The sequence below is a fragment of the Oleiagrimonas soli genome (assembly GCF_000761445.1).
GTDB lineage: Bacteria > Pseudomonadota > Gammaproteobacteria > Xanthomonadales > Rhodanobacteraceae > Oleiagrimonas > Oleiagrimonas soli.
In genome coordinates this window covers 2,848,836-2,875,129 of record NZ_KN196470.1, presented here as the reverse complement: position 1 = coordinate 2,875,129, position 26,294 = coordinate 2,848,836, and the positions used below count along the sequence as shown (strand labels likewise).

The window sequence follows — 26,294 nt, the reverse complement described above, 5'->3', positions numbered from 1 at the left end:
TGGCGCAACCCAGGCCGTCGACGGCAACGAAGGCCATGGAATCAGAACGGATCGGCTGCAGGTGGCGGTGAGGGGGAGGGCGGGTTTTGTGCAACTTGGTTCGTGCCTGCGTTCAACTCGCGATACAAACCGCTCAGATCGCCGGTCGCTGTGGCTCGGCGGAGCGCATGGCTGGCCGCCAAGACTTGCAGCGTGCGTTCGAGTTCGCTGGAAGAGCCGTTTCGCAGCGAAGCATTTCGTCCGACCACTTCCAGCAGATCAATGGTGTCCACCATCGCAATTCCCTCGTTTCCCCAAAGAGCGCATTGCCCCGTCGCCAACGATACTTCAACTCGCGGCGCGCCGGCACCTGTCGTTAGTGAGAGGTTCTACATCGCTAGATGGTGAGGATGATCATGTGGAGCGTGTTCGATCGCGTTCCTTCAGGTGGAGCGGATCACCAGTTGGTTGCGCCCATTGCGCTTGGCTTCGTACAGCGCTTCATCGGCATGAATCAGCAGTCGCTTGAGCTGATAACCGGACCTGCGTGTACTGGTCAGTCCGATGCTTGTAGTGATCGTCAGGCTCTCGTCCTCGCGCACCTCTACGGGCGTGGTAACCAATGTATGGCGTATGCGATCACCGATGTCCTTGCCCTGCTGTGGAGTGCAGTTGGGCATCAGCACGCCGAACTCCTCGCCGCCGAGGCGGCCGAAGACGTCGGATGCGCGCAGTTCACCGCGGCAAATCCCCGTCACATGACGGAGTACGGTGTCGCCGGAAACATGGCCATACTGGTCATTTACGCGCTTGAAGTGATCCATGTCGAGGATCATAAGACACGCCTCGCCATCGGTCTTCTGCAGACGGTGCAGAATACTCTCGGCCTGCTCCAGAAAATGCTGGCGGTTGAAGGCCCCGGTGAGATCGTCCTCGCGCGCCATGCGCCGGAAGCGCAGTTGTGAATGCTTGGTGCGGTAGGCCCAGAGTGCGATGGAGGCGAGTACGAAGAGCAGCAGCAGGATGTACAGCCTGCTGGTTTCCGCGGACTTGCGGTCCAGCGACTGCCGGAGTTGCAGAATCTTGTTTTGCTTGCCCAACTCCTCCAGCTTGAGTTTCTTCGCCATCACGTCCTGTTTGACCATTTGATAGGCCACGGCCTGGGCCTGCGCGTCATCCACCGTGGTTTTGTATTGGTCGATGTACTTCTGATACATCGCCAGAGCGGTAGCCGAATCGCCTTGCTTTTGGGCGGCCTGGTAGAGCACTTCGTAGGCCGCTTCGAGCATCCAGTTATGGCCCTTGGGATTGGCGGCTGCGACGGCGGCCTGGGCGGATTTGATCGCCAGGTCCAGTTTGTTCAGGCGCAGATAGATCTGGGAGAACGTCACATGCAAGGACGCGATCTGCGGCTGTATGCCGCTTTTGCGGATGCTCGGCGCGATGCTGCGAAGGAAGACCAGTGCGCGGGCCGGACTCTCGTATTCGTTGATCAGGCTTGCACGGTCCAGTCGCAGGGCGTTGGCTTGACCAATCAGGCCTGTGCGGAGGCAGATGTCTACGGCTTCATCGTAGGGCGCTCGTGTCGAGGCGATCAGTTCGCTGTCGCCCAGGCCGGTCGCGTCACCCTTGTAGACTAGGATTTGTGCCTGGAATGCCTTGGCGTAGCAAAGTCGTTCTTGAGTCCTGCTCGGGGTGCTCGTGTGCGTCTTGACGAGTGCTTCCATCTGCTTGGTATAGCTCAGGGCATCGTCGTATTGGTGTTGCGCCACTTTCACGCGAGCGATGGCCATGAGTACGCTCAGGCGCAGAGCCGTATCCGTGATGTTCGGATACTCCTCCATCAACGTGTTGGCGATTGTGTATGCCTGCAGATATTGGTTGTTGTTTCTGAGCAGCGCGACCAGCTTCACGCGTATGCTGACGCTCAGGGAAGGATCCTTGGTCTGACTCAGGATGTGTTCGTAGCTCTTGATGGTTTCGGCATCGTGGCCCGAGTTCTGCGTGCTGAGCGTATTTAAATACTGCAGGTGGAGTTTTTGCTCTGGCGTGAGCTCCAGTGTGCTTTCGTTGATCTGCTTGAGCAGTGCGGCAAAGCGGGAGGGGTCGTCCTTGGAGGCGCTTTCAGCCTGGGCGAGTAGTCTGGCGCTAAGCGTGGAGCTTTCGTCAGGAGGAGCGGCGTGCGTCGAAATACTCGCGCAGCAAAGAAGCGCCACTGTAAAAGCGGCGCCTCTCATGAGTAACAAGCGAAAGCCAGTCGCCATGGGCAATGGAGGCCAGCGCCTTTTGCTTAGGAGATAATGCTTTCGCCGGGTGACGGCGGCGGGGGCGGCGGCGGCGGGGGCATGTGGATGTTTGAGGGCGGCGGATTCTGATTGACGGAGCCGTCCTTGCCGCCCAGTTCGATCTTCACATGGACAGCGTCCCCTGTTCTGACAGCCTGCTTTAAAGCATCGCTGGCGTGCATCGCATCCAGCATCTGTTCGAGATCATGAGCGGGCGCATGCCGCAGCGAAGCATCCGTGGCAATAGATTCCAATAGATCGATAGTGTTTGTCATGGATGACCCCTGTTGCTGATTGTGGATAGACGGTCCCGTGTCTCACGGGTGTTGCCTTGCCGGCGCAGTTGCATCGGGTGCGTGCCAGCGCTGCATCCATTCGGGCATGTATCGCGTTGCTTATTCTCACCTACGATGTATCACAAGTGAATTTCAGATGCCCCCATTTGTGTTCGCCGAGGTGATCTGGGCACGATCGATTTCCGTAAGTCGCCGCAGGATCTCATCGTTGCTGGTCAGCGACTGTGTGGGGGGGAGTACGACGGTCTCCTCACTGCTGATATCGGTGTCAGGCAACTCGCGCAAGGTAGTGCGGCGAATCCGTGGCTGCTGGATCGGCAGCGTTGCACCACGGTAGATAATCGCTTCGTGATCCAGCGGATAGTCGTGCGAAAGGACGTCGACCAGCACCTGGCGGTACTCAGGTCCGGTGGAAAAACGCTTCATGGACAGATCGCCGACCAACCCGACCTGCCAGAGCACCAGATAGGCTTGCGGGTTCAGCGGTGTCTTGTAGAACAGAAGCTGTGTTGCTTCGTAGTGCTGACAACCGCAACGGCCCGGGTCGATGCCGACATCGGCGTAAAGGCAGTCTTCGGCAGAAATTCCGGGCTCCATGTGCGCAGCGAAGCCCTCTTCGCGCGCCACGCGGATGACTTCGTGCGGAGACCAGGCGAACACGCCCGGATGACCGTAGAAGACGGCGCAGACCTTCTTGCCGGCCCGCACCTCGGTCATCATGACCTCGACCCATTCGCGGTAGGTATCGATGCGCGGCTTGTCGGTGCCGTCGCCGTAGTAGGACTGCAGGCTGCGCACGTCCGGATGCATGCGTTCGAGCCACAGTTCGACGATGCCGTCGGACAGCGCGGCGAAGACCACGTCGGCCTGTTCGATGTGGCTGCGCGACAGCGGACTGAGGTGCGATCCAAGGACCATGCCCAGGCCCACGCAGGCGATGCTGCCGCGCGGGTTGGGCATGTCCGTTTCGGTCTGAGCGGTATCCATGCGTGAATACTATGACAGGATTCACGTTTTGGGGTACCCGAACGCGCGCTGGCGCCGATCGATGCCTCAGACCGGTTCCAGCCAGCCTTCCAGATCTGGTGTGCGGCCGTCGAACAGGCCGAAGAACAACGCCTGCATGCGCCGCGTGATCGGGCCGGCCTTGCCGCTGCCGACCGGCTTGCCGTCGACCGAACGGATCGGCGTGATCTCGGCAGCCGTGCCGCACATGAACACTTCGTCGGCCAGGTACAGGTATTCGCGCGGCATGTCGCGTTCGATCACCTCGATGCCGTCGATGCGCGCCAGCTTCATCAGGGTGTCGCGGGTGATGCCGTTGAGGATCGCCGCGCTGACCGGCACGGTGAACATCTGCTCGCCGAAGACCAGGAAGATGTTCTCGCCGGCGCCTTCGCTGAGCAATCCGGTCGAGGCCAACGCGATGCCCTCGCCGAAGCCCAGGCGGCGCGCTTCGCGCGCGACCAGCTGACCGGACAGGTAGTTGCCGCCGGCCTTGGCGCCGGCCGGAATGGTGTTGGGTGCGAAGCGCTGCCAGCTGGACACGCAGGCGTCGATGCCATTCTCCAGTGCTTCGGCGCCGAGGTAGGTGCCCATTTCCCAGGCCGCGACGGTGACTTCGGTCGGGCAGTTGGCCGAGAGCGACAGGCCGCCCAGGCTGCGGAAGGCCAGCGGACGCAGGTAGGCCTTCTCCAGGCCGTTGCGCTGGATGACTTCGTGGCAGGCGGCGCTCAGTTGCGCCTGCGTGAACGGCATGTCCATGTCGTAGATCTTGGCCGAGTGGAACAGACGCTTGAGGTGGTCCTGCAGACGGAAGATGGCCGGACCGTTCGGCGTCACGTAGCTGCGGATGCCCTCGAACACCGAAGACCCGTAGTGCAGCGCATGCGCCATGACATGCACGGTGGCGTTCTGCCAGGGCATGATTTCGCCGTTGTGCCAGATCCACTCGGGGTAGTTGGTCGCCATGATGCATTCTCCTCGGACAATCCCTCCATGATACCGGCTGCGCGGCGATGGGGCATGTGCTCGCGGTCATTGCCGCCGGGGTGTACCGGCGGCGGTCGTCGTCAGGGAAGCAGCCAGTAGCAGCCGGCGCGCGTCACGACCTGGAAGCGGACCGGGCCGCTTTCGCGGGCCTCCACGCCACCGAGATGCACTTCGAGGTCGTCGTCGGGCATGACGTCGATCGTCGTGTCGACATCCGCGTCGGGCACGGGAGGCATCGCGGAAAGCGGTTGTGCCGAGGGTGGCGAGGTATCCGCCCCATCGGTGACGTTCAGCAGCGGATGCTGCATGAGCCGATGCATGCGCGCCACTTCCTGCACGGCTTCGACATCGCCGTAGCCTTGCCACAGCATCAGGCCGGCCAGCGCGTTGGCATCATGCGCGACGAAGGCGGCGGCCACGCGCTGGCGAAGCGCTTCACGCGTGGCGGGGCAGGCGTGTTCTGTCCTTGATGACGAAGGCTGGACCGCGCCGATGCGCGCGGCCTGCATGCTGCCACAGGGTTGATCGGTGAATACCGGCGTGCCGTCGGCCGACACGCAGTGATGCACGGCGGACTGCGCATGGCAGACCGACGCCAGCGTCAGCAGCACGAGGATGAGCGCCAGTCGCAACATCGTCGCAGCATACGCCGCGTGCGCCGGCCCGCGGCTGAATGCCGCTCAGCGCAGGCGCTCGACCACCGCCATCGTCGCCACCGCGCGGTTCAGGGTGTACATGTGCAGGCCGGGCGCGCCGCCTTCCAGCAGTCGGCGGCACAGGCCGGCGACGATGTCGGCGCCCAGTTCGCGCACGCTGTCGACGTCGTCGCCGTAGGCCTGCATGCGCTTGGCGATCCAGCGCGGAATCTCCGCGCCGCAGGTGTCGGAGAAGCGCTTGAGCTGGGTGAAGTTCGAGATCGGCATGATGCCCGGCACGATCGGCACGTCGATGCCGGCCTTGCGGGCGTCGTCGACGAAGTGGAAATACGCGTCCGGATTGAAGAAGTACTGCGTGATGGCGCCGTTCGCGCCGCACTCGACCTTGTGCTTGAAGTGGCGCAGATCGGCCAGCGCATCGTCGGCTTGCGGGTGCGTCTCCGGGTAGCAGGCCACTTCGATGTGGAAGTGGTCGCCGGCGTGTTCGCGGATGAAGGCGACCAGCTCGGAGGCGTAGCTGAAGTCGCCCGGGCCGGCCATGCCCGAGGGCATGTCGCCGCGCAGCGCCACCAGACGGCGGCAGCCCATGGCCTTGTAGTCGTCCAGCAGCGCGGCGATCTCTTCGCGCGTGCCGCCCATGCACGACAGATGCGGCGCGCTGTCCAGGCCCGCGTCCATCAGTGCCTTCACGGTCTGCGGGGTGTAGCTGAGGGTGGAGCCGCCGGCGCCGAAGGTGACGCTGGCGTATTCGGGATCGAGGCTACGCAATTGCGGCAAAGCCTGTTCAAACTGGGCGCGCTGCTTGTCGGTTTTGGGCGGGAAGAATTCCAGCGAGATGACGGTCATGGGGCCGGTTCCTGAATATGTATCTCTTTATCAAGATAGAGAGAATGGTGTCGGAATCGGGGCGGATGTGCAAGCGCGGCCGCAGGGGCCGCGCGTGTCGTGACGGGGCGGCAGCGCGGTGGGTCCGCGCCGCCGGGTGAAGGCTCATTCGTCCGGTTGCACCAGGGTGTAGCCGGCGGGCAGCGCGACGCTGAAGCGCGACGGATCGATGGGCTGGTTCACGACTAGCTTCAGCCGCTGGTGAAGGTTCGTGCTGCCGGCGATGTCGACGGCGCGCGGCATCTGCTCGGCGTCGGCCCACAGCTCGATGTGCATGCCGCCGGTGTCCAGCGCCCAGCCGTGCGTGATGTAGCCGTCGATGGTGCGGGTGCCGGGCAGGGGCCTGGCCTTGCCCTGGAAGTCGCGCACCTGCTTCAGCCAGCCTAGCGACTTCTCGCCGGTGTGTTCGACGTCGTCGGGCAACGGCACGCGCATGGCCTTGCGCGGACCGTGCAGCAGGGTCAGCAGGATGCGCTGCTGCACGTTGACGATGACGCTGGTGGCATCGCCGATGTCGGTGCGCACGTCGCCGGCGCGGTCGGCCCAGGTGTGGATCGTCGGCAGGTCCTGGCCGTTGGCGCGCTGGACGACGGTCACCTGCAGGGTGCGGAAGTCGCGCAGCTGGTGCTGCACGGCGGCGAAGGCCTCGGCGTCGCGGTGGCCGGTCAGCGACGGACCCAGCATCAGGGCCACGGCCAGCATGGCGGTGCAGGCGGCGCCGACCCAGGCGATGCCGCGGGTCAGGCAGGTACGCGGGCGCCGGCGGGCGATGCGGGCTTCCAGACGCTGCTGGGCGTCGTCGAGGCGGGCGGTGTCGGGGGGCAGCTCGGTCATGGCGTTCACGTGGGACTTCAGGTTCGGGGACAGGGGCGTTTGCGTGGTCATCACAGGTTCTCCTCGGTGGCGGGCGTGCTCGTCCCCAGGTCGGACTCGAGCTTGCGTACGGCGCGGTGCAAGCAGACGCTCACGTGATTGGCGGTCATGCCGCTGCTGCGGGCGATCTCGGCGACGTCCATGCCGTGCAGGCAGCGCAGGGCGAAGCATTCCGCTTCCCTGGCCGGCAGCCGGAACAGCGCATGGCGCAGTCGAGCGGCCTGCTGGGTGCGTTCGACATGCCGGTCGGCGCTGTCGTTGCCGACCTCGTCGCGGCCGGCCCGCCAGATCGGCAGCAGTCGCTGCCAGCGGTGGTGGCGGCGCAGCTGATCGATGGCCATGCGTACGGCCAGGGTCTTCAGCAGAGCCGGCCAGGCATCCACGCGGCCCAGCGGACGCTGCATCAGACGCAGGAACACGTCCTGCTGCACGTCCTCGGCGCGGGCGTGGTCGCCGAGGACCTGATAGGCCGCCGAAAACACCATGCGGCCGTAGGCGCGGGCCAGCTCGGCGGTCTGTTCCGGTGTGGCGGCTTGCCGGGCGGAAGGGTCATCCATCGCGGTCGATCGCATCACGGTTCGTCTCCTGGGGTGTTTACACCAAAGGACGAACCGGGCGGGGTGCATCTTACGTATCGCTTGACGAAAGCAATTATTTCCATAATTCTAGAAACATGGAATCGAACAATGCCCTGCAGTGCCTGACCGCCCTGGCGCACGAACATCGCCTGGCCCTGTTCCGCCTGCTGGTGCAGGCCGGCGGCGAGGGCATGGCCGTGGGCGAACTGGCCGGCGCGACCGGGCTGGCGGGCGCCACGCTCAACCATCATCTGAATCAGCTGCGGCAGGCCGAGCTGGTGGCCGACGAGCGGCGTGGCCGCGTCATCCAGTGCCGCGCGGACTACGCCCGCATGAACGGTCTGCTCGACTTTCTCACCGACAACTGTTGCGCCGGTTCGGCGGATGCGGTCTGTGCGCCGCGCGGTACCGAATCCTGCAAGGAGACTTCGCGATGAAACGCTTCCACGTACACGTCAACGTCGACGACCTCGAAGCCAGCATCGGCTTCTACCGCATGCTGTTCGGCGTGGCGCCGAGCGTGGTCGAGTCCGACTACGCGAAATGGATGCTGGACGATCCGCGGGTGAACTTCGCGATCTCGCAGCGCGGCGGCGCGGTCGGCATCGATCATCTCGGCCTGCAGGCCGAGGCGTCGGACGAGCTGGCCGAACTGGGCGAGCGCCTGCAGGCGGCGGACGCGGTGGCGCTGGCCGAGCAGGGCACGGTCTGCTGCTATGCGCGCTCGGACAAGTTCTGGGCGCAGGACCCGCAGGGCGTGCGCTGGGAAACCTTCCGCACGCTCGGCTCGGCCACCACCTACACCGGCGCGCCGGACGCGGCGGCGGGCGATGGCCCCTGTTGCGGCGCGGCTGCGACGTCGGCTCCGGCAAAGGCCGCCAGCAAGGCGTGTTGCTGACATGAGCACGCCGATCCGACACGTATTGTTTCTGTGCACGGGCAATTCCGCGCGCAGCGTCATGGCCGAGGCGATGCTCAACGTGCTTGGCGCGGGGCGGTTCGTCGCGCACAGCGCGGGCAGTCATCCGTCCGGCCGCGTGCAGCCCATGGCCGAGGCGCTAGCGCGCGAGTTCGGTTACGAAGGCGAGCTGCGCAGCAAGCGTTGGGATGAGTTCGGGACGCCGGAAGCGCCGGCGATGGATATCGTCATCACCGTCTGCGACAACGCGGCCGGCGAAGTCTGTCCGATCTGGCCCGGTCATCCGGTGAGTGCGCACTGGGGCGTGCCCGACCCGGCGGCGGTCGAAGGCGACGAGGAGACGCGCCGTCGCGCGTACGTGCAGGCATGGATGTTGTTGCGACGTCGCGTGGACTTGCTGTTGGCCTTGCCCGTGGACAAGCTGGATCGGCTGGCGCTACAGGGTGCATTGCGCGACATCGGTCGAAGCGGTGACGACGCATGAGCGCGACAGCGGAAACGGTGCGCGAAGCGCAGCCGGCCATCGGTTTCTTCGCCCGCTACCTGAGCGTATGGGTGCTGCTGTGCATCGTCGCAGGCATCGCGCTGGGCCATGTGCTGCCGCATGCCTTTGCGCGTCTGGCGGCGATGGAAGCGCATCAGATCAACCTGCCGGTGGCCGGACTGGTGTGGCTGATGATCGTGCCGATGCTGCTGCGCATCGACTTTGCGGAGTTGGCTGGCGTGCGCCGCCAGGTCCGCGGCATCGGCGTGACGCTGTTCGTGAACTGGGCGGTGAAGCCATTCTCGATGGCGCTGCTGGGCTGGCTGTTCGTGCGCCACGTGTTCGCGGCGTGGCTGCCGGCCGGCGAGCACGATGCCTACATCGCCGGTCTGGTGTTGCTGGCGGCGGCGCCGTGCACGGCGATGGTGTTCGTGTGGTCGCGACTGTGCGGCGGCGAGCCGCACTTCACGTTGGCGCAGGTGGCGCTCAACGACGCCATCATGGTGGTCGCGTTCGCGCCCATCGTGGCGGTGCTGCTGGGCGTGGCGGCGATCCACGTGCCGTGGGCGACGCTGCTGCTGTCGGTCGGGTTGTACATCGTGGCGCCGGTGGCGATCGCGCAGATCTGGCGGCGCGTGTTGCTCGCGCGTGGCGGTGAGGCGGCGCTGGCGCGTACGCTGCAGCGGATCGATCCGTGGTCGACGGCGGCGCTGCTGGCCACGCTGGTGCTGCTGTTCGGCTTCCAGGGCGAGGCGATCCTGCGCCAGCCGCTGGTGATCGTGCTGCTGGCGGTGCCGATCATCATCCAGGTCTATTTCAACGCCGGGCTGGCTTACCTGTTGAGCCGCCGTCTTGGTGTGCCGCATTGCGTGGCGGGGCCGTCGGCGCTGATCGGCGCCAGCAACTTCTTCGAGCTGGCCGTGGCCACGGCCATCAGCCTGTTCGGCCTGCGCTCGGGCGCGGCGCTGGCGACGGTGGTCGGTGTGCTGGTGGAGGTGCCGGTGATGCTGTCGGTGGTGCGCGTGGTCAATCGCACGGAGCACTGGTTCCAGCCGAACGAGCCCTAGACCGGAACGGCGGCTTGCGTGTCGTCATCGGACCGCATGGCGTTCCCGAGTTCGTTGGACACTTCGATCAGGTTGCCGTCGGGGTCGCGGAAATAGACCGACAGCAGGCGCGCGCGAGCGCCGGTGCGCTGCACGGGAGCCGGGCCGTCCAGGGGCACGCCGCAGCGCGCCAGATGCTGCATGACGGTGGCGATGGGCGTGGTGGTAATCAGACAGAGGTCCGCGGAGCCGGGCGTGGGCCGGGCGGCTTCGCAGGGAAGGTCGGCGAGTGCCGGTGTCCACGGCTTGACGTTGATCTTCTGGTCGCCGAAGCCCAGGGCCAGGCGGCCCGCGCCGAATTCGATCCGGCGCATGCCGAGAACGCGCTGGTAGAACGCCATGCTGGTCTCGACGTCGGTCACCGCGATCACCAGGTGATCGAGATGGTCGATGCTGAAGGCCGTGTCGGGCATGGCGTGCGATCCGCGGTTGCGCGGCCGGCGGGGATCGCCCCGCCGGCCGGCAGACTCAGTAGCGGTAGTGCTCGGGCTTGAACGGGCCGTCGACGGACACGCCGATGTAGTCGGCCTGTTCCTGCGTGAGCTTGGTCAGCTTCACGCCGATCTGCTCCAGATGCAGACGCGCGACTTCCTCGTCCAGCTTCTTCGGCAGGCGGTAGACGGTCTTCTCGTAGCTGTCCTTGTTGGCCCACAGGTCGATCTGCGCCAGCGTCTGGTTGGAGAAGCTGTTGGACATCACGAAGGCCGGGTGGCCGTGCGCGCAGCCCAGGTTCACCAGACGGCCCTCGGCCAGCAGGTAGATGCTGTTGCCGGACGGGAAGGTGTAGCGGTCCACCTGCGGCTTGATGTTCTCGTGCTTGATGGACTTGTCGGCCTGCAGCTTCTCGACTTGGATCTCGTTGTCGAAGTGGCCGATGTTGCAGACCAGCGCGTTGTCCTTCATCGCCTTCATGTGTTCGAGGGTGATGATGTCGCGGTTGCCGGTGGTGGTGACGTAGATGTCGCCCTTGCCGAGGGTGTCCTCGATGGTGGCGACCTCGAAACCTTCCATCGCCGCCTGCAGGGCGCAGATCGGATCGATCTCGGTGACGATCACGCGCGCGCCGAAGCCCTTCAGCGAGTGCGCGCAGCCTTTGCCGACATCGCCGTAGCCGCAGACCACCGCGACCTTGCCGGCGACCATCAGGTCGGTGGCGCGCTTGATGCCATCGGCCAGCGACTCGCGGCAGCCGTACAGGTTGTCGAACTTGGATTTGGTGACCGAGTCGTTGACGTTGATCGCCGGGATCAGCAGCTTGCCCTGTTCGGCCAGCTGGTACAGGCGATGCACGCCGGTGGTGGTTTCCTCGGACACGCCCTTCCAGTCGGCGGCGGCCTTCTTCCAGAAGCCGGGGCGCTCGGTGCGGGTCTTCTTCAGCAGATTCTTGATGACCTGCTCCTCGGTGCTGGCGCCGGGCTGGTCGACCCAGTCCGAACCGTCTTCCATCTCCACGCCCTTGTGGATCAGCAGCGTGGCGTCGCCGCCGTCGTCGACGATCAGTTCCGGACCCTGCATGCCTGGATGGGTCAGCATGTCCAGGGTGCACTGCCAGTACTCTTCCAGCGTCTCGCCCTTCCAGGCGAACACGGGAATGCCGCTGGCGGCGATGGCGGCAGCGCAGTCGTCCTGCGTCGAGAAGATGTTGCACGAGGCCCAGCGCACCGAGGCGCCGAGGGCGCTCAGGGTCTCGATCAGGACCGCGGTTTCCTTGGTCATGTGCAGCGAGCCGGACAGGCGCACGCCCTTCAGCGGCTGCTGCGGCGCGTACTTGGCGCGGATGGACATCAGGCCGGGCATTTCCTGCTCGGCCATGCGGATGCGGCGGCGGCCGGCGTCGGCCAGGCTGATGTCGCGGACCTTGTAGTCCTGGGTGGCGTCTTTGGCGACGGCGTTCATGTCGATAACTCCATGGCGGATTGAGATGGGCGCGGTTGCAAAAGGATGCCGAGCCTGACCCTGCGAGCACGGCGGTCGTACACAACGACACCGTTTCACAGGGACGCAACGCCCCTCGGCCAAGATGGGAAGCGCCATTATATCGCTTCATGCGGATGCATACGTATTTGTTCTATGCGCGGATGCCTTACTCAGCGTTCATGCACGTACGGACCCGTATGATGTGAGGGATGACTACAGGAGGATGCATGACTGCCACGCACGATCACGACGACGCCCGCCACCTGGAATTCCTGCCGAACGACGGCCCGCTGCGCGAAAATGTGCGCACCTTGGGCGCGATGGTCGGCCGCATGCTCGCCGAGCAAGGCGGCGAGGCATTCTTCGAGCGCGTCGAGAGCGTGCGACTGGCCGCCATCCGCCGCCGCGAATCCGGCGCCGGCATCAGCGGCATGGCCGGACGCCTGGCCGGCCTGAGCGCCGACGATGCCGAAGCATTGGCGCGCGCGTTCGCCACCTATTTCCAGATGGTCAATGTCGCCGAGCGCGTGCATCGCATCCGCCGTCGTCGCGACTACCAATTGGCCGGTGCCGCGGCGCAGCCCGAATCGCTGGCCGACGTGCTCGGTCAACTCAAGCAGCGCGGCGTCGATGCCGAGGAGCTGCTGGCCTGGATCGGCAAGCTTGACGTCGAGCCGGTGTTCACGGCGCATCCGACTGAGGCCGTGCGCGCCTCGCTGCTGGAGAAGGAAGAGGCCATCGTCAAGGCGCTGATCGCCGAGTTCGACGCCCATCGCCCGCCGCCGGAGCGCGAAGCCGACGCCGCGCGCATGCAGATGGCGCTGACGGCCGGCTGGCAGACCGCCGAGGCTTCGCCGGTGCGTCCCAGCGTGCAGGACGAGTTCGATCACGTCGGCTACTACCTGACCGGTTCGCTGTATCGCGTGCTGCCGGTGTTCTACGAGGCGCTCGAGCGCGAGCTGAAGAACGTCTACGGCATCGAGCCGGAACTGCCGCGTCTGCTGCGCTTCGCCTCGTGGGTCGGTGGCGACATGGACGGCAATCCCAACGTCGGCGCCGATACTATTTCCGAGACCCTGCGCGCACAGCGCGCGATGGTGCTGGAGCGCTACATCGGCGAGTGCGCGCATCTGCAGCGCGCGTTGAGCCAGACCGAGGACCGCGTCGAGGTCAGCGCCGGGCTGCGCGAGCGCCTGGCGCAGTACACCGACGAATTTCTCGAGGACGCGATGGCGATCCGTCCGCGTCATCGCGACATGCCTTACCGCTGCCTGCTGACGCTGATGCGCGCGCGCCTGGAAGCGACGCTGGAAGACGCCGACAACGGCTATCCAAACGCCGAGGCCTTCGAGGCCGACGTCGCCCTAATCGCCGAAAGCCTGGCCGCGCACAAGGGCGAGCACGCCGGCTTGTTCGCGGTGCAGCGCCTGCTGCGTCGCGTGCGCACCTTCGGTTTCCATCTGGCGCGCCTGGACGTGCGCCAGGATTCGCGTGTGCACGACGATGCGTTGGCGGCGCTGCTCGGCGATGCCGGCTGGAGCGAGCGTCCCAAGGCCGAGCGCGCCGAACGCCTGCGCGCGCTGGCAGCGGGCGACGAGAGCTTCGGCGACAACGACGACGAGACCGCCGAGCGCCTGCGCGCGGTGTTCGCGACGCTGGCCGATGCGCGCCAGCGTTACGGCGTCACCGCCACCGGTCCGTACATCATCAGCATGGCCGAGTCCGCGGCCGACGTGCTCGCCGTGCTGGCGCTGGCACGTCATGGCGGACTGGTCGACGACGAAGGCCGCGTGCCGCTGGACGTGGCGCCGCTGTTCGAGACGGTCGACGATCTCACCAACGGTCCCGATACCCTGCGCGCGCTGCTGGCCGATCCGGTCTACCGCGCGCACCTGGCCGCGCGCGGCGACCGTCAGCTGATCATGCTGGGCTACTCCGACAGCGGCAAGGACGGCGGCATCCTGGCCGCGCGCTGGGGCCTGCAGCGCGCCCAGGTCGAGCTGCTGGAAGTGGCCGAGCAGGCCGGCATCGAACTGACCTTCTTCCACGGTCGCGGCGGTTCGGCCAGCCGCGGCGGTTCGCGCGTCACCCCGGCGCTTATGGCCTCGCCGCGCGGCAGCGTCGGCGGTCGCCTGCGCATGACCGAGCAGGGCGAGGTGATCCATCGCAAGTACGGCATCCGCGCGCTGGCGCTGCGCAATCTGGAACAGACCGTCGGCGCCGCGCTGCACGCCAGCCTGCGCCCGCGCGATCCGGACGAGCGCGAGGACCTGTGGCGCGAGCGCATGGTCACGCTGGCGGCCTGGGGCCGCGAAGCCTACCGCGAGTTGGTCGGCGACGAGCAGTTCGTGCCGTATTTCCGCACCGCCACGCCGATCGACGTCATCGAGCGCATGACCCTGGGCTCGCGCCCGTCGCGTCGTCGCTCGATGCGCGGCGTGGAGGATCTGCGCGCGATTCCGTGGGTGTTCTCGTGGACGCAGTGCCGCGCGATCATGCCCGGCTGGTTCGGTCTCGGCTCGGCGCTGGAACGCGGCATCGAGGCCTACGGCTTCGAGGCGATGGCCGAGATGGCGCGCGACTGGCCCTTCCTGTCGACCCTGCTGGACGACGTCGAGATGGTGCTGGCCAAGGCCGATCTGGACATCGCCGAAGCGTTCTCGGAACTGTCCGGCGAACTGCACGAACACTTCTTCCCGCGCATTCGTGGCGAGTTCGAGCGCACCCGCGACGTCGTACTCCGCCTCAAGCACAACGAAGCCCTGCTGACCGACGACAAGCGTCTGTCGCTGTCGATCCGCCTGCGCAATCCGTACGTCGATCCGATGAGCCTGCTGCAGGTCGACCTGCTCAAGCGCTGGCGCGCCGAGGGCAGCGAGGATGGCGCGCTGCTGCGCGCGCTGGTGGCTTGCGTCAACGGCGTTTCGCAGGGGCTGCAGAACACCGGCTGATTGCGTTCGGAGCTGTGGAGGGACAACTGTTCGCCGCGGTGATGGAAACTCGTCGACGTCTGAACCGCGACCCGGTTTCCCGTATCCTGCCGTGGTGCGGGCGCGCCGTTGAGCGCGTGCCCGCCGCGCATCCATCTGGCCGAAGGGGAACGCCATGAGAGCACGCTATCGCTACTGGATCGTCTGCGCGCTGTCGCTTCTGCTGACGCTGTTCGCCCTTCTGGCGTTCCCGCGCATGAACCCCTCGACCATGACCGTGCGCATCGTGGCCCTGGTGGCCTGGATCGCGGCGCTGGCCTGGGTGCTGCAACCGCAGGCACGCCAGGCCGGCGGCTGGACGCACCTGCCGCCGGTCCGCTTCGCGCTCAACGCGCTGGGCGTGATCCTCGGCATCGCATTGTTCGCGGGTATCGGCGTGCTGCTCGCCTCGGTGCTGCACGCGCGTCTGGCGACGGCGACTTGATCACTTCACTGCGCCCGTAGCGCCGCCACGCGTTCGGCGCGCGGCAGGCGCTTCCAGGCGATTTCCAGCTTCAGCGCCGCGCTCTTCGATTCGACCCAGACCCAGCCCAGCAGACGCTGCGGCGGATTGCTGCGGGTGAAGCGCGCGCCCTTGCCGGCGGCGTGCTGCGCATAGCGCTTTTCCGGGTCGCGCGCGATGCCGGTGTAGACGCGTCCGTCGCTGCATTCGAGCAGGTACACCGCCCAGGCATGCGGCCCGGGCGCGGACGTGTTCACGCCCATTCGCTGAGCTGTTCGCGCTCGTACAGCGTTTTCCACGACGGACGCGCCTTCACCTTCGTCGCCAGCGCGGCCAGCGACGGCCAGTCGGTGGCCGGTCGCGGCATGTTGCGCGACCAGCGCATCAGCATGACCACGTACAGATCGACCACGCTGAAGGTCTCGCCGAGCATGTGCGGACCATGGTTGTCCAGATGTGCGGCGATGCGCTCCCAGCAGGCCTCGATGCGCTGGCGGCCCGCCTCGGCGATGGCTTCGGCGCTGTCGGGCACGAATTCGTCGGCGTAGAACCACTGGCGGAAACCCGGTTGCAGGGTGTTGGCCAGGTAGAACATCCACTGCAGGAAGACGGCGCGGTCGGGCGCGCCGACGGCCGGGGCGAGTCCGGCTTCGGGGTGGCGTTCGGTCAGCAGCAGGGCCAGCGCCGCGGTTTCGCCGTGCGGCGCGCCGTCGACGATCAGCGTCGGCACGGTGCCGCCGGGATTGAGTGCGAGATAGGCGTCGCTGCGCTGCTCGCCTGCGGCCAGGTCCACGGCCTTCAGTTCGTACGGAACGCCGCATTCGAGCAGGACCAGATGGGTCAGCATGGCGGCGGTGCCGGGGGCGAAGTAGAGGGTGTACATGCGTCACTCCGGGGCAATCGTTGCGTGCATCTTACGTGGCTCGGTCGCGGACGCCAGTTTCGGATCGATGTTCCGCGATCCGTACGGGCGGCGTCCGCTGGCGGATGTTGTTGTACGGATTCGGACATGACGATGTCCCAGCCTGCGTGCGCGGGCGTAGAGTAATCGTTTGTTATTGCATGCATTTGTCGCGCTTCGCCGAGCTGGCACGGCGTTTGCAATTCGTCCCGCATGGACATCGCTCACTCGACATGCAAACGACACCGGAAGCACATGCGCCACGCAGGCGCGACGGCGCGGCCGCCCGAGGCCGAAGCTTTCGGCAAGCGAGCGCAATGGCCGGACACATGCCCGATAGCGACCGGCGCGGAGGAGAGCTGACATGCGCATCGTGTCCGACTTGATCTACACCGCGCGCCTGCTGCGCAAGAGCCCGTGGTTCACGCTGACCACGGTGCTGCTGCTGGCGGGAGGCCTGGCCATCAGCATCTACACGTGGTCGGTGTTGAACACGATGGTCTACAAGCCCCTGCCGATGCCCGACGGCGATTCGGTGGTCCGCGTCATCGGCACGCGCGACGGGCGCACGCGTCCGATCAACGCCTTTGCGCTGGCGAAGCTGCGCCAGGGCGCCGACCGTTTGCAGGACATGGGCGCCTACACCGTCGATTCGGTGCGCGTCGGCGAGCGAGGCGCGAGCCGCAATGTGAACGCGACCTTCGCGCAGTGGAACGTGTTCGGATTCAGTCGCGCCAAGCCGTTGTTGGGCCGCGGTTTCGTGCGCGCCGACGCCGACGTGGGCGCCGAGCCGGTGGTCGTGCTCGGTTACGACGTGTGGCAGGCGGTGTTCGCCGGCGATCCGGACATCGTCGGGCGCGTGATCCATATCGACAACAAGCCCACGCGGGTGGTGGGCGTCATGCCGCGCGGCTACGCGTTCCCGATCGCGGCCGCGCTGTGGCTGCCCTTGTCGACGCGCGATCTTCATCCGGACCGCTGGTCCGACCAGAGCTACAGCGCGTGGGCGCGATTGCGCGACGGCGTGTCGATGCAGGCCGCCGACGCGCAACTGCAGACGCTGCTCAAGAGCGTGCAACAGCAGTATCCGCGCCGCACCGACGACGATGCCGCGCTGACCAGCGTCTCCGTCGGCACCTTCCAGATGGTGCAGACCGATTTCCAGGGCACCGGCGTGTTCATGGTGCTCAATCTCGTCGCGCTGTTCATTCTGCTGCTGGCCAGCGTGAACGTCGGCAACTTGCTGCTGGCGCGCATGAACGAACGCTGGCGCGAGGTGGCCATGCGCATGGCGCTCGGCGCACCGCCGGGATGGCTGGTGGCGCAGATGGCGCTGGAGAGCGCGTTGATCTGCATCGGTGGCGGCGTGCTGGCGCTGGCGTTGGCCGGCTGGGCGCTGAAGGCGACCAACAGCGTCATGGCCACGACCTTCGGCACGCTGCCCTGGTGGTGGCAGTGGGGTCTCGATCGCCCGACGATCATCGCCGCCGCGGTGTTCGTGACGGTGACGGTGGTGCTGGTGGCCGTGCTGCCGGCGTTGCGCGCGCTGCGCGTGCAGCCGGCCAGCCTGCTGCGCGAGGATGCGCGCAGCGGGACCGGGCGACGCGGCGGACGTCTGTCGCATGCCCTGGTGACCATCGAGATCGCGCTGATCTCGGTCATCATGGTGGTCGGCAGCGCGTTGACCCTGCTCGCCTGGCGCGCGGCGCACATCGATACCGGCATGGACATCTCGAATCTGGTGCGCATGCCGCTGAACCTGAGCGCCGAGAAGTACCCCAGTCCGAATCAGCAACTGCAGTTCTACGACCGTCTGCTGACGGCGCTGGATGCGCAACCGGCCGTCGCGACGGCGACGATCACGAGCGGGCTGGGCAAGGTCCGCCTTGCCGTCGACGGCGCCGTCTATGCGCGCCTGGAAGATCATCCTCAGGCGTACGGCGTGCTGCTGTCGACCCGGCCCGATCCCATCGGCATCCGACTGCTGTCCGGTCGTGGCTTCGACAGCCGCGACCGCGCCGCCGGCGCGGCGACCGCGCTGGTCAGTCAGACGCTGGCGCGAACGCTCTGGCCGCACGGTTCGGCCATCGGCCGCAGCATCCGCTTGATCCGCAATGGCAAGGCGGTGGAACCCCGCACCGTGGTCGGCGTGGTGGCCGACGTGCGCCAGGGCGACGATCTGCTGAATACCGACCGCAGCACATACGCATCGATCTACGTGCCGCTGGCGCAGTCGATCGTGCCGACGGCGCGCGTGCTGGTGCGCGATCGCGGCGATCTGCATGCCGCGCGTCAGGCGCTGTGGCAGGCGCTGGCGCAGGTGGATCCGGCCATGCCGCCCGGCGAGATCACCAGTTACGCCGAGGTGCAGCGAAAGCTCACCCTGATGGCCCGCACCATGACGAACCTGTTCATGTACTGCGGACTGTTCGCGATCCTGCTCGCGCTGACCGGCATCTATGCGCTGAGCAGTCACGCAGTGACGCGACGCACCCACGAAATCGGGCTGCGCCGCGCGCTCGGCGCCACCGACGGCACCATCCTGCGGCAGTTTCTGCGCCAGGGTCGGCGGCAGTTGCGCGTGGGGCTGGCGATGAGCGTGCTGCTCGCGGCCGGCATGTTGTATCTGCTCGGCAGCTTTGCGGGTGTCGGGCTGGTCTCCCTGGCGGGAATCGGTGCGGCGGTCGTCGTCACGGTATCGACGCTGGTGCTGGTCGCCGTCGCCATCGCCACGCAACGCGTGCTGCGCCAGCAACCGGCCGTCTCCCTGCGTCATGAGTAGTGCATGTCGGCGCTTCCGCAGGCGTCCAGATACGGATCGAGGTGTACGGAACCGGACACCGAATTGCCAGGAAGTCACTGGTCGAAGTAACGAAAAAGAACATCTAAACAATGATTTACGCGAACACTCTCCGTTGGCACGCAGCTTGCCCTAGATAGATCATGGACATCGCAAACCCGAAACTGAAACAACGCAAGAAGCGCAAGCGCCTGCTGCTGATCGGCGGCGGCGTCGCGGCGCTGCTGCTAGTCGTCGCGACCGCGGCCTGGATGGGGCCGGCGCTGCCCAGCGCCGACCGTTCGAGCCTGTGGATCGGCACGGTCAAGCGCGGCGACATGCTGCGCGAGGTGCGCGCCACCGGCACCCTGGTGCCGCGCCACAAGCGCTGGATCTCGGCGGCGACCGCGGCCCAGGTCGACACCATCCTGGTGTGGCCCGGCGCGACGGTGAAGCCAGACACCGTGCTGATGAAGCTGAGCAACCCGGAGGTGGCCGACGCCCTGCGCAACGCGCAGGCGCAAGTGGCCGCGGCCGAAGCGGACGTCGCCTCCAAGCGCGCGCAACTGCAGTCGCAGTTGCTGGACGAGCGTTCCGCGTTGGCTCAAGCGCAGTCCGATTACGCCTCGGCCAAGGTCAAGGCGGATGCAGACGAGAAGGCCGAGAAGCTCAACCTGATTCCGCGCGTGGAGTTCCAGCAGGGCCAGATCGCCCTGAAGCAGCTCAAGGCGCGAATGGAGATCGAACAGCAGCGCGTGGCGTCGTTCGCGGCCAGTCTGCACGCGCAGATGGACGCGGTCGAGGCGCATCTGGCGCAGCAGCGCAGCAACCTGCAATTGCGCCAGCGTCAGGCCGATGCGCTCGATGTGAAGGCCGGCATCGCCGGTGTGCTGCAGCAGGTCCCGGTGCAGGAGGGCGCGCAGGTCGCGGCCGGCGTCAATCTGGCGCAGGTGGCGCGACCGGACGTGTTGATCGCGCGGCTGAAGGTGCCCGAGGTGCAGGCCAAGGACGTGGTCGTCGGCATGCCGGTCAGCGTCGATACCCACAACGGACTGATCGCCGGCCAGGTCGAGCGCATCGACCCAGCGGTGACCGACGGCAGCGTGCAGGTGGACGTGCGCCTGACCGGCAAGCTGCCGCCCGGCGCGCGGCCGGATCTCTCGGTCGACGGCCGCATCCGCATCGCGTTGCTGAAGAACGTGTTGTCGGTGGGACGGCCGGCGCTGGCCAAGGCCGACAGCGACATCAGCCTGTTCCGGATCGACAGCGACGACGCCACCGCGACGCGCGTGCCGGTGCGCGTGGGCGCGACGTCGGTCGACCGGGTGCAGGTGCTGCGTGGTCTGAAGGCGGGCGACCAGGTGATTCTGTCCGACGCCAGCCAGTGGGACGGCTACGACCGCATCCGGGTGCGCTGAGATGGCTATTCGATGCAAGGGAACAGGGGGCTTCGGACGAAGCCGGGACGATCACAACAGGGAGTTCGCGGGCCAGGGAAGGCGCCTCCGGGCTGCCGTGGTGCTTCGAATCATTGAACAAATCATGGTGAACGCATGAACGAGAACCGCAAAGTCATCGCCCTGGAGGGCGTTCGCAAGGTGTTCCAGGCCGAAGAGGTAGAGACGCACGCGCTGTCCGACGTGCATCTCGTGGTCGAGCGCGGCGAGTACGTGTCGATCTCCGGCCCGTCCGGCTGCGGCAAGACCACGCTGCTGTCGATCCTCGGGCTGCTCGATACGGCCTCGGACGGCAGCTACACGCTCAATGGCCATGACGTGGCCGGCCTCAACGCCGCCGAGCGCGCGCGCATCCGCAACGCCGAGATCGGTTTCATCTTCCAGGCCTTCAACCTGATCGGCGACCTCAGCGTCGAGGAAAACGTCGAGCTTCCACTGACCTATCGCAGCGGCATCGACCGCGCCGAGCGCCGCCAGCGCGTGCGCGAAGCGCTGGAGCGCGTGGGCATGGCGCATCGTCTGCGGCACTACCCGGCGCAGCTGTCCGGCGGTCAGCAGCAGCGCGTCGCGGTGGCGCGCGCGCTGGTCGGCAAGCCGGCGATCCTGCTGGCCGACGAGCCGACCGGCAACCTCGACTCGCGCAACGGCGAGGCGGTGATGGCGCTGCTCGACGAGCTGCACAAGGGTGGCGCGACCATCTGCATGGTCACCCATGACGCGCGCTACGCCGAACTGGCCGAGCGCAAGGTGCGCCTGTTCGACGGCCGCGTGGTCGATGAGGAAACCTTCGAGCGTCTGCGCCGCGAGGACGAAGCGCGTCTGGACGAACTGATCGGCAACCGCGTCGGAGCGGTGTGATGCCAGTCTGGATCGCCGAGATCGCGCAGTCCTGGCGCGCCAGTCTGAGGCGTCCGGGCTTTCTTGTACTGGCCGCCTGTGTGCTGGCGCTGGGCATCGGCGCCAGCGTGGCGGTGTTCACGCTGATCGATGCGGTGCTGCTTAGGCCGCTGCCGTATCCGCAGCCGGCGCAATTGGCATCGGTGGGCATGCAGAAGTTCGGTGTGGCCTACTCGATCACGCCGCGTCAGTACCAGCACATTGGATCGATCCACGGCGTGCAATCGCTGGGGCTGATCGAGCAGTGGTCGCACATGAAGAACATCTCCGGCGGTGGACGGCCGGAGCTGGTGCCGGCCATCGCCGCCGATCGCGGCCTGTTGTCGACCCTGGGCGTCCGGTTGGCGCTGGGTCGCAACTTCACCCGGGACGAGGACGATCCGCATGGCCCGAAAGCGGTGATTCTCAGCCATGGCTTCTGGCTGCGCCGCTACGGCGGCGATGCGGGCGTCATCGGCCGTAACATGTCGATCGAGGGCACGCCGTACACGATCGTCGGGGTGTTGCCGGCCAGCGTCGATTTCGAGCAGAGCGACTTGCTGCTGCCGCTGGCGCTGCCCGCGAACAGTGACGACCAGGGGCCGAACTATCGCGCGGTCGCTCGGCTTGCGCCCGGCACGTCGATGGCGGCGGTCGGTGGCCAGTTCCAGGCGAACATGCACATGTTGCTGCGGCACACAGGTGCGCTGACCGGGCCGGATGCAGGGTACTGGTCGCAGCAGCATTTCAAGGTGAATGCGCTGCGCACGTCACTGCGCGCGCAGGCGCGCCCGGTCCTGATGATGTTCCTGGCCAGTGCGGCGGTGCTGTTGCTGCTGGCGATGGTGAACCTGACCAACCTGGTGCTGCTGCGCTCAGTATCGCGCAGCCACGATACGGCGGTCCGGCATGCGCTGGGCGCCTCGACGATGCGTCGATGGCTGCCGATGCTGGCGGAAGGACTCCTGGTCGGTCTGGGCGGGGCGTTGTGCGGCGTTGCCGCGGGCGTGTTCGGTCTGTCGGCGTTGCGCGGCATGATTCCGGTGGAATGGCTGGCCGGTACCCATGTGCAGCTGCATGCCTCGGTGGTGTCGCTTGCGCTCGTCCTGGGTCTCGGCAGCGCATTAATTGCGGTGCTACTGGGGGTATGGCGCAGCCGGTTCTCGCTCTCCGTGGACGAGTTGCGCGAAGGGGGGCGTAGCGGCCTCTCGCAGCGCAATGGGCTGCTCGGACGCGCGATGGTCGTTGTCCAGGTGGCGCTGGCGGCCATGCTTCTGTTCGCCAGCGGGCTGTTCCTGCATGCGCTCTATTACGCGTCGCACACGCCGCTGGGCTTCAATAGCTGCGATGTGGTCACGTTCGATCTGCTGCCGGTGAAGGCCAGGTATCCGGATACTTCTTCGGTGCAGTCGCTGACGACGCAGGTCGTGGAGCAGTTGCGCGCCTTGTCCGGCGTGGAACAGGTGACTGTGGCCAGCGCACTGCCGGCGGGCGACCATTCGCAGAATTTCTACCTGGGTAACATTCATGCGTCGGGTGCCTTGCCGCTGTCCATGAATTCGCCGCAGCTTCGGCTGGTGAGTCCGGGCTACTTTTCCGCCTTCGACATTCCCCTGTTGCGGGGACGTTCGTTCACCACCGACGACCGCAAGGGCGGCGAGCCGGTGGCGATCGTCAACACGATGCTGGCCCAGCGCATGTTCGCGGGGCACGCGTTGGGCAAGACGATCGAGTTCACCTCGCCCGTGCCAAGCGATGGCGGCAAGCCGTTCGCTGCTCGCATCGTCGGTGTGATCGGGACGATCAGTCCGTTCGGCCCGCTGGGCGATGACGACGGCATCATGTACATCCTGCTCTCGCAGTGTCCCGAAGGCCTGATGGGTCTCTACCAGAGCTTCAGCCCGCTGCGATTCGCGCTGCGGGTGCACGGCGATCCGGAGAGCTATCGCCGGGCCATCGTCGATGCTGTGGCGCGCGCGGCGCCGGACCAGCCGATTGCCCATGTGCGCAGCATGCAGCGCGTCGTCCATCGCACTACGGACAGCGTGCGGCTGAATCTGCTGCTGGTGGGCATCTTCTCGGTACTGGCGCTGCTGCTGGCCGCGACCGGCATGTTTGCCGTGGTCGCCTCGTCCGTGGCGATGCGCGAGCGCGAATTCGGCGTGCGTCTGGCGTTGGGCGCTTCGCCGTCCACCTTGCTGTGCGGCATCCTGAGCGGCGGGTTGCTGCAGGTATCGATCGGCTTGCTGGCGGGCCTCGGTCTCGCGTTCGCCTTTGCCGGCGTGCTGCGTTCGGTGTTGGTGCAGGTTAATCGCAGCGTTTTCGATCCGACGGTGCTGTCGTTCGTGGTGCTGTCGCTGTCATGTGCAGGCTTGCTGGCCTGTCTGGTGCCTGGGCTGCGGGCGTCGCGCGTGCAGCCGATGCGTGCGTTGCGAGGAGATTGAAACCATGGGCATCGTGTTGAACGAGATTCTCAGGTCGTGGCGCGCGAGTCTGCGCAGGCCCGGATTCCTGCTGTTGGCGACCGCGGTGCTGGCGCTGGGCATCGGGGCCACGGCATCGGTGTTCATGTTGATCGATCAGGTGCTGCTGAAGCCCTTGCCGGTCCCGCAGGTCTCGCGTCTGGCCGTGCTCGGCCCGCTCGACGGCGGGCAGGTGTCGAGCATTTCCCCGCAGCAGTACCAGCATCTCCAATCGCTTTCCGGAGTACGTTCGATCGGATTGATGGAGGGCTTCACGCCCACGGCGAACATCGCCGGCGGCGGCGCGCCGGAGCAGGTGCCGGTGACGTACGCCGACCGCCATCTGTTGCCGACCCTGGGTCTGCACGTGCAGCTGGGGCGCAACTTCAATGCCCAGGAAGATGCGCCGCATGGGCCGAAGGTGGTGATTCTGACCCACGGTTTCTGGTTGCGGCGCTACGGTGGCGATCCCGGTGTGATCGGACGCGACATGCAAGTGGAAGGGGTGCCGCACGCGATCATCGGTGTGCTGCCGGCCAGTTTCGATGCCGTGGGCAACGATGGCGACATCATGTTGCCGACGGCTTTGCGCGCGGGGTCGCTGAATGACGGAACCAACTACATGGCGGTTGCCCGACTCGACCAGGGCACGACCGTAGCCAGTGTCGCGCAGCAGGTCGATGCACGTCTGCATGCCATGTACGCGCAGTCCGACAACAAGTACTGGCTGCATGCCCACTTCGGTGCGCAGGACTTTCGCGAGGCGATGCATGCGGACAGTCGCCCCAAACTGATCCTGTTCCTTTGCAGCGCGCTGTTCGTATTGCTGATCGCGCTGGTCAATCTCACCAATCTGATGTTGTTGCGCTCGCTGTCGCGCCATCACGATGTCGCCGTGCGCAGCGCGCTGGGTGCGCCGCGCTTGCGGCTTGTCTTGCCCGCGCTGGCCGAAGGCTTGTTGATCGGCGTCGGCGGAGCGCTGCTGGGGGTGCTTCTGGCCGCTTCGGCGATGGCGTGGCTGCAGCATTTCATTCCCGCGGCATGGTTGTCCGGTGGCCGCATCCATCTCGGTGCGTCGGTGTGGTTTCTGGGGCTGGCCCTGGGGATCGTAGGCGCGCTGCTGGCCGCGGGGCTGGGGCTGTGGCGCAGTCATTCCGGCATGTCGAGCGACGAATTGCGCGAAGGCGGGCGCAGCGGCATCGGCGTGCGCAGCGGTCGTCTCGGTCGGGCGCTGGTGGTCGTGCAGATGGCCCTGGCCATGGCGTTGCTCAGTGTGGCCGGCGTCTTTCTGCATACGCTCTACGATGCCGCACGCACGCCGTTGGGCTATGCCAGTCAGGGGATTCTCACGGTGGATCTGGCGCCGGTGAAAGCGGAATATCCGGACGCCGCCTCGGTCGCATCACTGTCCCGTCGCCTGGTGGAGCGGTTCCGTGGTATTCCCGGTGTCGATAGCGCCGTCGGCATGACCAACCTGCCCGGCGGAACCCGGTTCGACCAATTCAATATCGGGGCCTTGCACGCACCGGGTGGCGAGGAATTCAACAGTCAGTACCACGCAGTCGGCCCCGGCTTCTTCCGGTTGTTCGGCATCCACCTGCTGCAGGGACGCGCGTTTTCGCCCAGCGATATCCGGGGCGGCGAGGCCGTGGCTATCGTCAATCAGGCCATGGCCGAGAAGCTTTATGGCGGGCATGCCCTGGGCAAGACGATTCAGCAGTTCCACGGCGAGAGCGGCTGGTCGGCGCGTATCGTCGGCGTCGTCGGCAACACCAAACAGTTCGGTCCGCTGGGCTCGGAGCCCACGGTGCTCTACGTGCCGCTTGCGCAGGTTTCGGAAGATGCGTTGCGCGTGTTCCGGAGTTTCGAGCCGATGCGATTCGCGATTCGCGTGCACGGCGATCCGAACGGTTATCGCGAGGCATTGCGTCAGGCGATTGCCGAGGTGGCGCCGGATCAACCCATCGCCCACATGCGTACGATGTCGGACGTGGTGGCTTCTACGCTGGACGCGGTGCGCTTGAATCTTCTGCTGGTGGGCGTTTTCTCGGCCTTGTCGTTGCTGCTGGCTTCTGCGGGACTGTACGCGGTGATGGCGGTGGCGGTCGCGGCACGCGAGCGCGAGTTCGGTGTGCGCACCGCACTCGGCGCGTCGCCCTCGCGACTGATCCGGCTGGTATTGCGGGGCGGTTTGCTGCAGATCGCGATTGGACTGGCCCTCGGCGTGGTGCTGGCCCTTTCCTTTACCAGCATGTTGCGTGCGGTGATGGAGCAGATCGGACGGAGCGGCCTGTTTGATCCTGGTGCGATGCTGTGTGTCGCGTTGGCGTTGTCGTTTGCCGGTTTGCTGGCCTGCCTGATTCCGGCGCTGCGTGCGGCACGCACCTTGCCGATGACGGCGTTGCGGGGAGAGTGAT

At 66.3% G+C, this 26,294-nt stretch carries 24 protein-coding genes and 1 riboswitch; of the genes, 11 read left to right on the top strand and 13 right to left on the bottom strand.

All coding sequences use genetic code 11. The annotated features are described in order from the left end of the window. Positions 1-41: 41 nt before the first annotated feature. From LF63_RS15920 to LF63_RS12820, 9 genes are all read right to left on the bottom strand, one after another. Positions 42-275 carry a hypothetical protein gene (locus LF63_RS15920; protein WP_152569332.1) on the bottom strand — a complete coding sequence of 78 codons (234 nt, stop codon included), beginning with the start codon at positions 273-275 and terminating at the stop codon, positions 42-44. A 147-nt stretch (positions 276-422) separates the two neighbouring features. After that, on the bottom strand, positions 423-2,216 hold the full coding sequence (locus LF63_RS12850; protein WP_161782350.1) for a GGDEF domain-containing protein: 1,794 nt from the start codon (positions 2,214-2,216) through the stop codon (positions 423-425). 53 nt (positions 2,217-2,269) lie between these two features. Continuing rightward, positions 2,270-2,539, bottom strand: coding sequence for a hypothetical protein (locus tag LF63_RS15915; protein ID WP_152569331.1), 270 nt, complete (start codon positions 2,537-2,539; stop codon positions 2,270-2,272). A gap of 153 nt (positions 2,540-2,692) precedes the next feature. After that, positions 2,693-3,547 carry an SAM-dependent methyltransferase gene (locus tag LF63_RS12845; protein WP_235205327.1) on the bottom strand — a complete coding sequence of 285 codons (855 nt, stop codon included), beginning with the start codon at positions 3,545-3,547 and terminating at the stop codon, positions 2,693-2,695. Between the two features lie 66 nt (positions 3,548-3,613). Continuing rightward, positions 3,614-4,531 (bottom strand): branched-chain amino acid transaminase, encoded by a 918-nt coding sequence (locus tag LF63_RS12840; protein ID WP_043102390.1) that lies wholly within the window; start codon positions 4,529-4,531, stop codon positions 3,614-3,616. Positions 4,532-4,632: 101 nt separating this feature from the next. Next, entirely contained in the window at positions 4,633-5,187 is a 555-nt protein-coding gene (locus LF63_RS12835) for a DUF4124 domain-containing protein (protein ID WP_043102389.1), read from the bottom strand. A 45-nt stretch (positions 5,188-5,232) separates the two neighbouring features. Beyond that, entirely contained in the window at positions 5,233-6,054 is an 822-nt protein-coding gene (metF, locus tag LF63_RS12830; RefSeq protein ID WP_043102387.1) for a methylenetetrahydrofolate reductase [NAD(P)H], read from the bottom strand. A 144-nt stretch (positions 6,055-6,198) separates the two neighbouring features. Further along, positions 6,199-6,927, bottom strand: coding sequence for a hypothetical protein (locus LF63_RS12825; RefSeq protein WP_152569330.1), 729 nt, complete (start codon positions 6,925-6,927; stop codon positions 6,199-6,201). A gap of 50 nt (positions 6,928-6,977) precedes the next feature. Further along, positions 6,978-7,538: an RNA polymerase sigma factor gene (locus tag LF63_RS12820; RefSeq protein WP_043102382.1), complete on the bottom strand. Its 561-nt coding sequence runs from the start codon at positions 7,536-7,538 to the stop codon at positions 6,978-6,980. Between the two features lie 101 nt (positions 7,539-7,639). On the opposite strand from LF63_RS12820, the gene LF63_RS12815 reads away from it, so the two are divergent. The 4 genes from LF63_RS12815 to arsB are packed head-to-tail and all read left to right on the top strand — an operon-like array spanning position 7,640 to position 10,014. Next, positions 7,640-7,981, top strand: coding sequence for an ArsR/SmtB family transcription factor (locus LF63_RS12815; protein ID WP_052395082.1), 342 nt, complete (start codon positions 7,640-7,642; stop codon positions 7,979-7,981). Continuing rightward, positions 7,978-8,442 (top strand): ArsI/CadI family heavy metal resistance metalloenzyme, encoded by a 465-nt coding sequence (locus tag LF63_RS12810; protein WP_043102381.1) that lies wholly within the window; start codon positions 7,978-7,980, stop codon positions 8,440-8,442. Before LF63_RS12815 ends, LF63_RS12810 begins: the two co-directional genes overlap by 4 nt. A gap of 1 nt (position 8,443) precedes the next feature. Further along, positions 8,444-8,947: an arsenate reductase ArsC gene (locus LF63_RS12805; RefSeq protein ID WP_043102379.1), complete on the top strand. Its 504-nt coding sequence runs from the start codon at positions 8,444-8,446 to the stop codon at positions 8,945-8,947. After that, complete coding sequence (gene arsB / locus LF63_RS12800) at positions 8,944-10,014, top strand: ACR3 family arsenite efflux transporter (RefSeq protein WP_043102377.1); 1,071 nt, start codon at positions 8,944-8,946, stop codon at positions 10,012-10,014. Before LF63_RS12805 ends, arsB begins: the two co-directional genes overlap by 4 nt. Here the strand turns inward: arsB and LF63_RS12795 are convergent. After that, a complete protein-coding gene (locus tag LF63_RS12795; protein ID WP_052395080.1) occupies positions 10,011-10,466 on the bottom strand; it encodes a VOC family protein in 456 nt (151 codons plus the stop codon). The genes arsB and LF63_RS12795 overlap by 4 nt on opposite strands. Positions 10,467-10,521: 55 nt before the next feature. Then, on the bottom strand, positions 10,522-11,949 hold the full coding sequence (ahcY, locus tag LF63_RS12790) for an adenosylhomocysteinase (RefSeq protein WP_043102375.1): 1,428 nt from the start codon (positions 11,947-11,949) through the stop codon (positions 10,522-10,524). Positions 11,950-11,969: 20 nt separating this feature from the next. After that, a riboswitch (S-adenosyl-L-homocysteine riboswitch) is annotated at positions 11,970-12,072 on the bottom strand. Positions 12,073-12,197: 125 nt separating this feature from the next. Between ahcY and ppc the strand changes: the two genes are divergently transcribed. Together ppc and LF63_RS12780 are read left to right on the top strand one after the other, a co-directional pair. Next, the gene (ppc, locus tag LF63_RS12785; RefSeq protein WP_043102373.1) at positions 12,198-14,921 is read left to right on the top strand and encodes a phosphoenolpyruvate carboxylase; all 2,724 of its coding nucleotides are present in this window, start codon (positions 12,198-12,200) and stop codon (positions 14,919-14,921) included. Positions 14,922-15,075: 154 nt separating this feature from the next. Continuing rightward, positions 15,076-15,384, top strand: coding sequence for a hypothetical protein (locus LF63_RS12780; RefSeq protein ID WP_043102370.1), 309 nt, complete (start codon positions 15,076-15,078; stop codon positions 15,382-15,384). 5 nt (positions 15,385-15,389) lie between these two features. Here the strand turns inward: LF63_RS12780 and LF63_RS12775 are convergent, their stop codons facing one another. Further along, entirely contained in the window at positions 15,390-15,659 is a 270-nt protein-coding gene (locus LF63_RS12775; RefSeq protein WP_235205326.1) for a GIY-YIG nuclease family protein, read from the bottom strand. Continuing rightward, on the bottom strand, positions 15,656-16,285 hold the full coding sequence (locus LF63_RS12770) for a glutathione S-transferase family protein (protein WP_043102367.1): 630 nt from the start codon (positions 16,283-16,285) through the stop codon (positions 15,656-15,658). Before LF63_RS12770 ends, LF63_RS12775 begins: the two co-directional genes overlap by 4 nt. 382 nt (positions 16,286-16,667) lie before the next feature. Between LF63_RS12770 and LF63_RS12765 the strand changes: the two genes are divergently transcribed. The 5 genes from LF63_RS12765 to LF63_RS12745 all read left to right on the top strand — a co-directional run bounded on the left by LF63_RS12765 (position 16,668) and on the right by LF63_RS12745 (position 26,293). Then, positions 16,668-19,085 carry an ABC transporter permease gene (locus LF63_RS12765; protein WP_043102364.1) on the top strand — a complete coding sequence of 806 codons (2,418 nt, stop codon included), beginning with the start codon at positions 16,668-16,670 and terminating at the stop codon, positions 19,083-19,085. 161 nt (positions 19,086-19,246) lie between these two features. After that, positions 19,247-20,500 (top strand): efflux RND transporter periplasmic adaptor subunit, encoded by a 1,254-nt coding sequence (locus LF63_RS12760; RefSeq protein WP_043102362.1) that lies wholly within the window; start codon positions 19,247-19,249, stop codon positions 20,498-20,500. Between the two features lie 135 nt (positions 20,501-20,635). Then, positions 20,636-21,397: an ABC transporter ATP-binding protein gene (locus LF63_RS12755; RefSeq protein WP_043102359.1), complete on the top strand. Its 762-nt coding sequence runs from the start codon at positions 20,636-20,638 to the stop codon at positions 21,395-21,397. After that, on the top strand, positions 21,397-23,859 hold the full coding sequence (locus LF63_RS12750; RefSeq protein WP_043102357.1) for an ABC transporter permease: 2,463 nt from the start codon (positions 21,397-21,399) through the stop codon (positions 23,857-23,859). The genes LF63_RS12755 and LF63_RS12750 overlap by 1 nt, the downstream gene beginning before the upstream one ends. Positions 23,860-23,863: 4 nt before the next feature. Beyond that, entirely contained in the window at positions 23,864-26,293 is a 2,430-nt protein-coding gene (locus tag LF63_RS12745) for an ADOP family duplicated permease (RefSeq protein ID WP_043102354.1), read from the top strand. Position 26,294 lies beyond the last annotated feature (1 nt).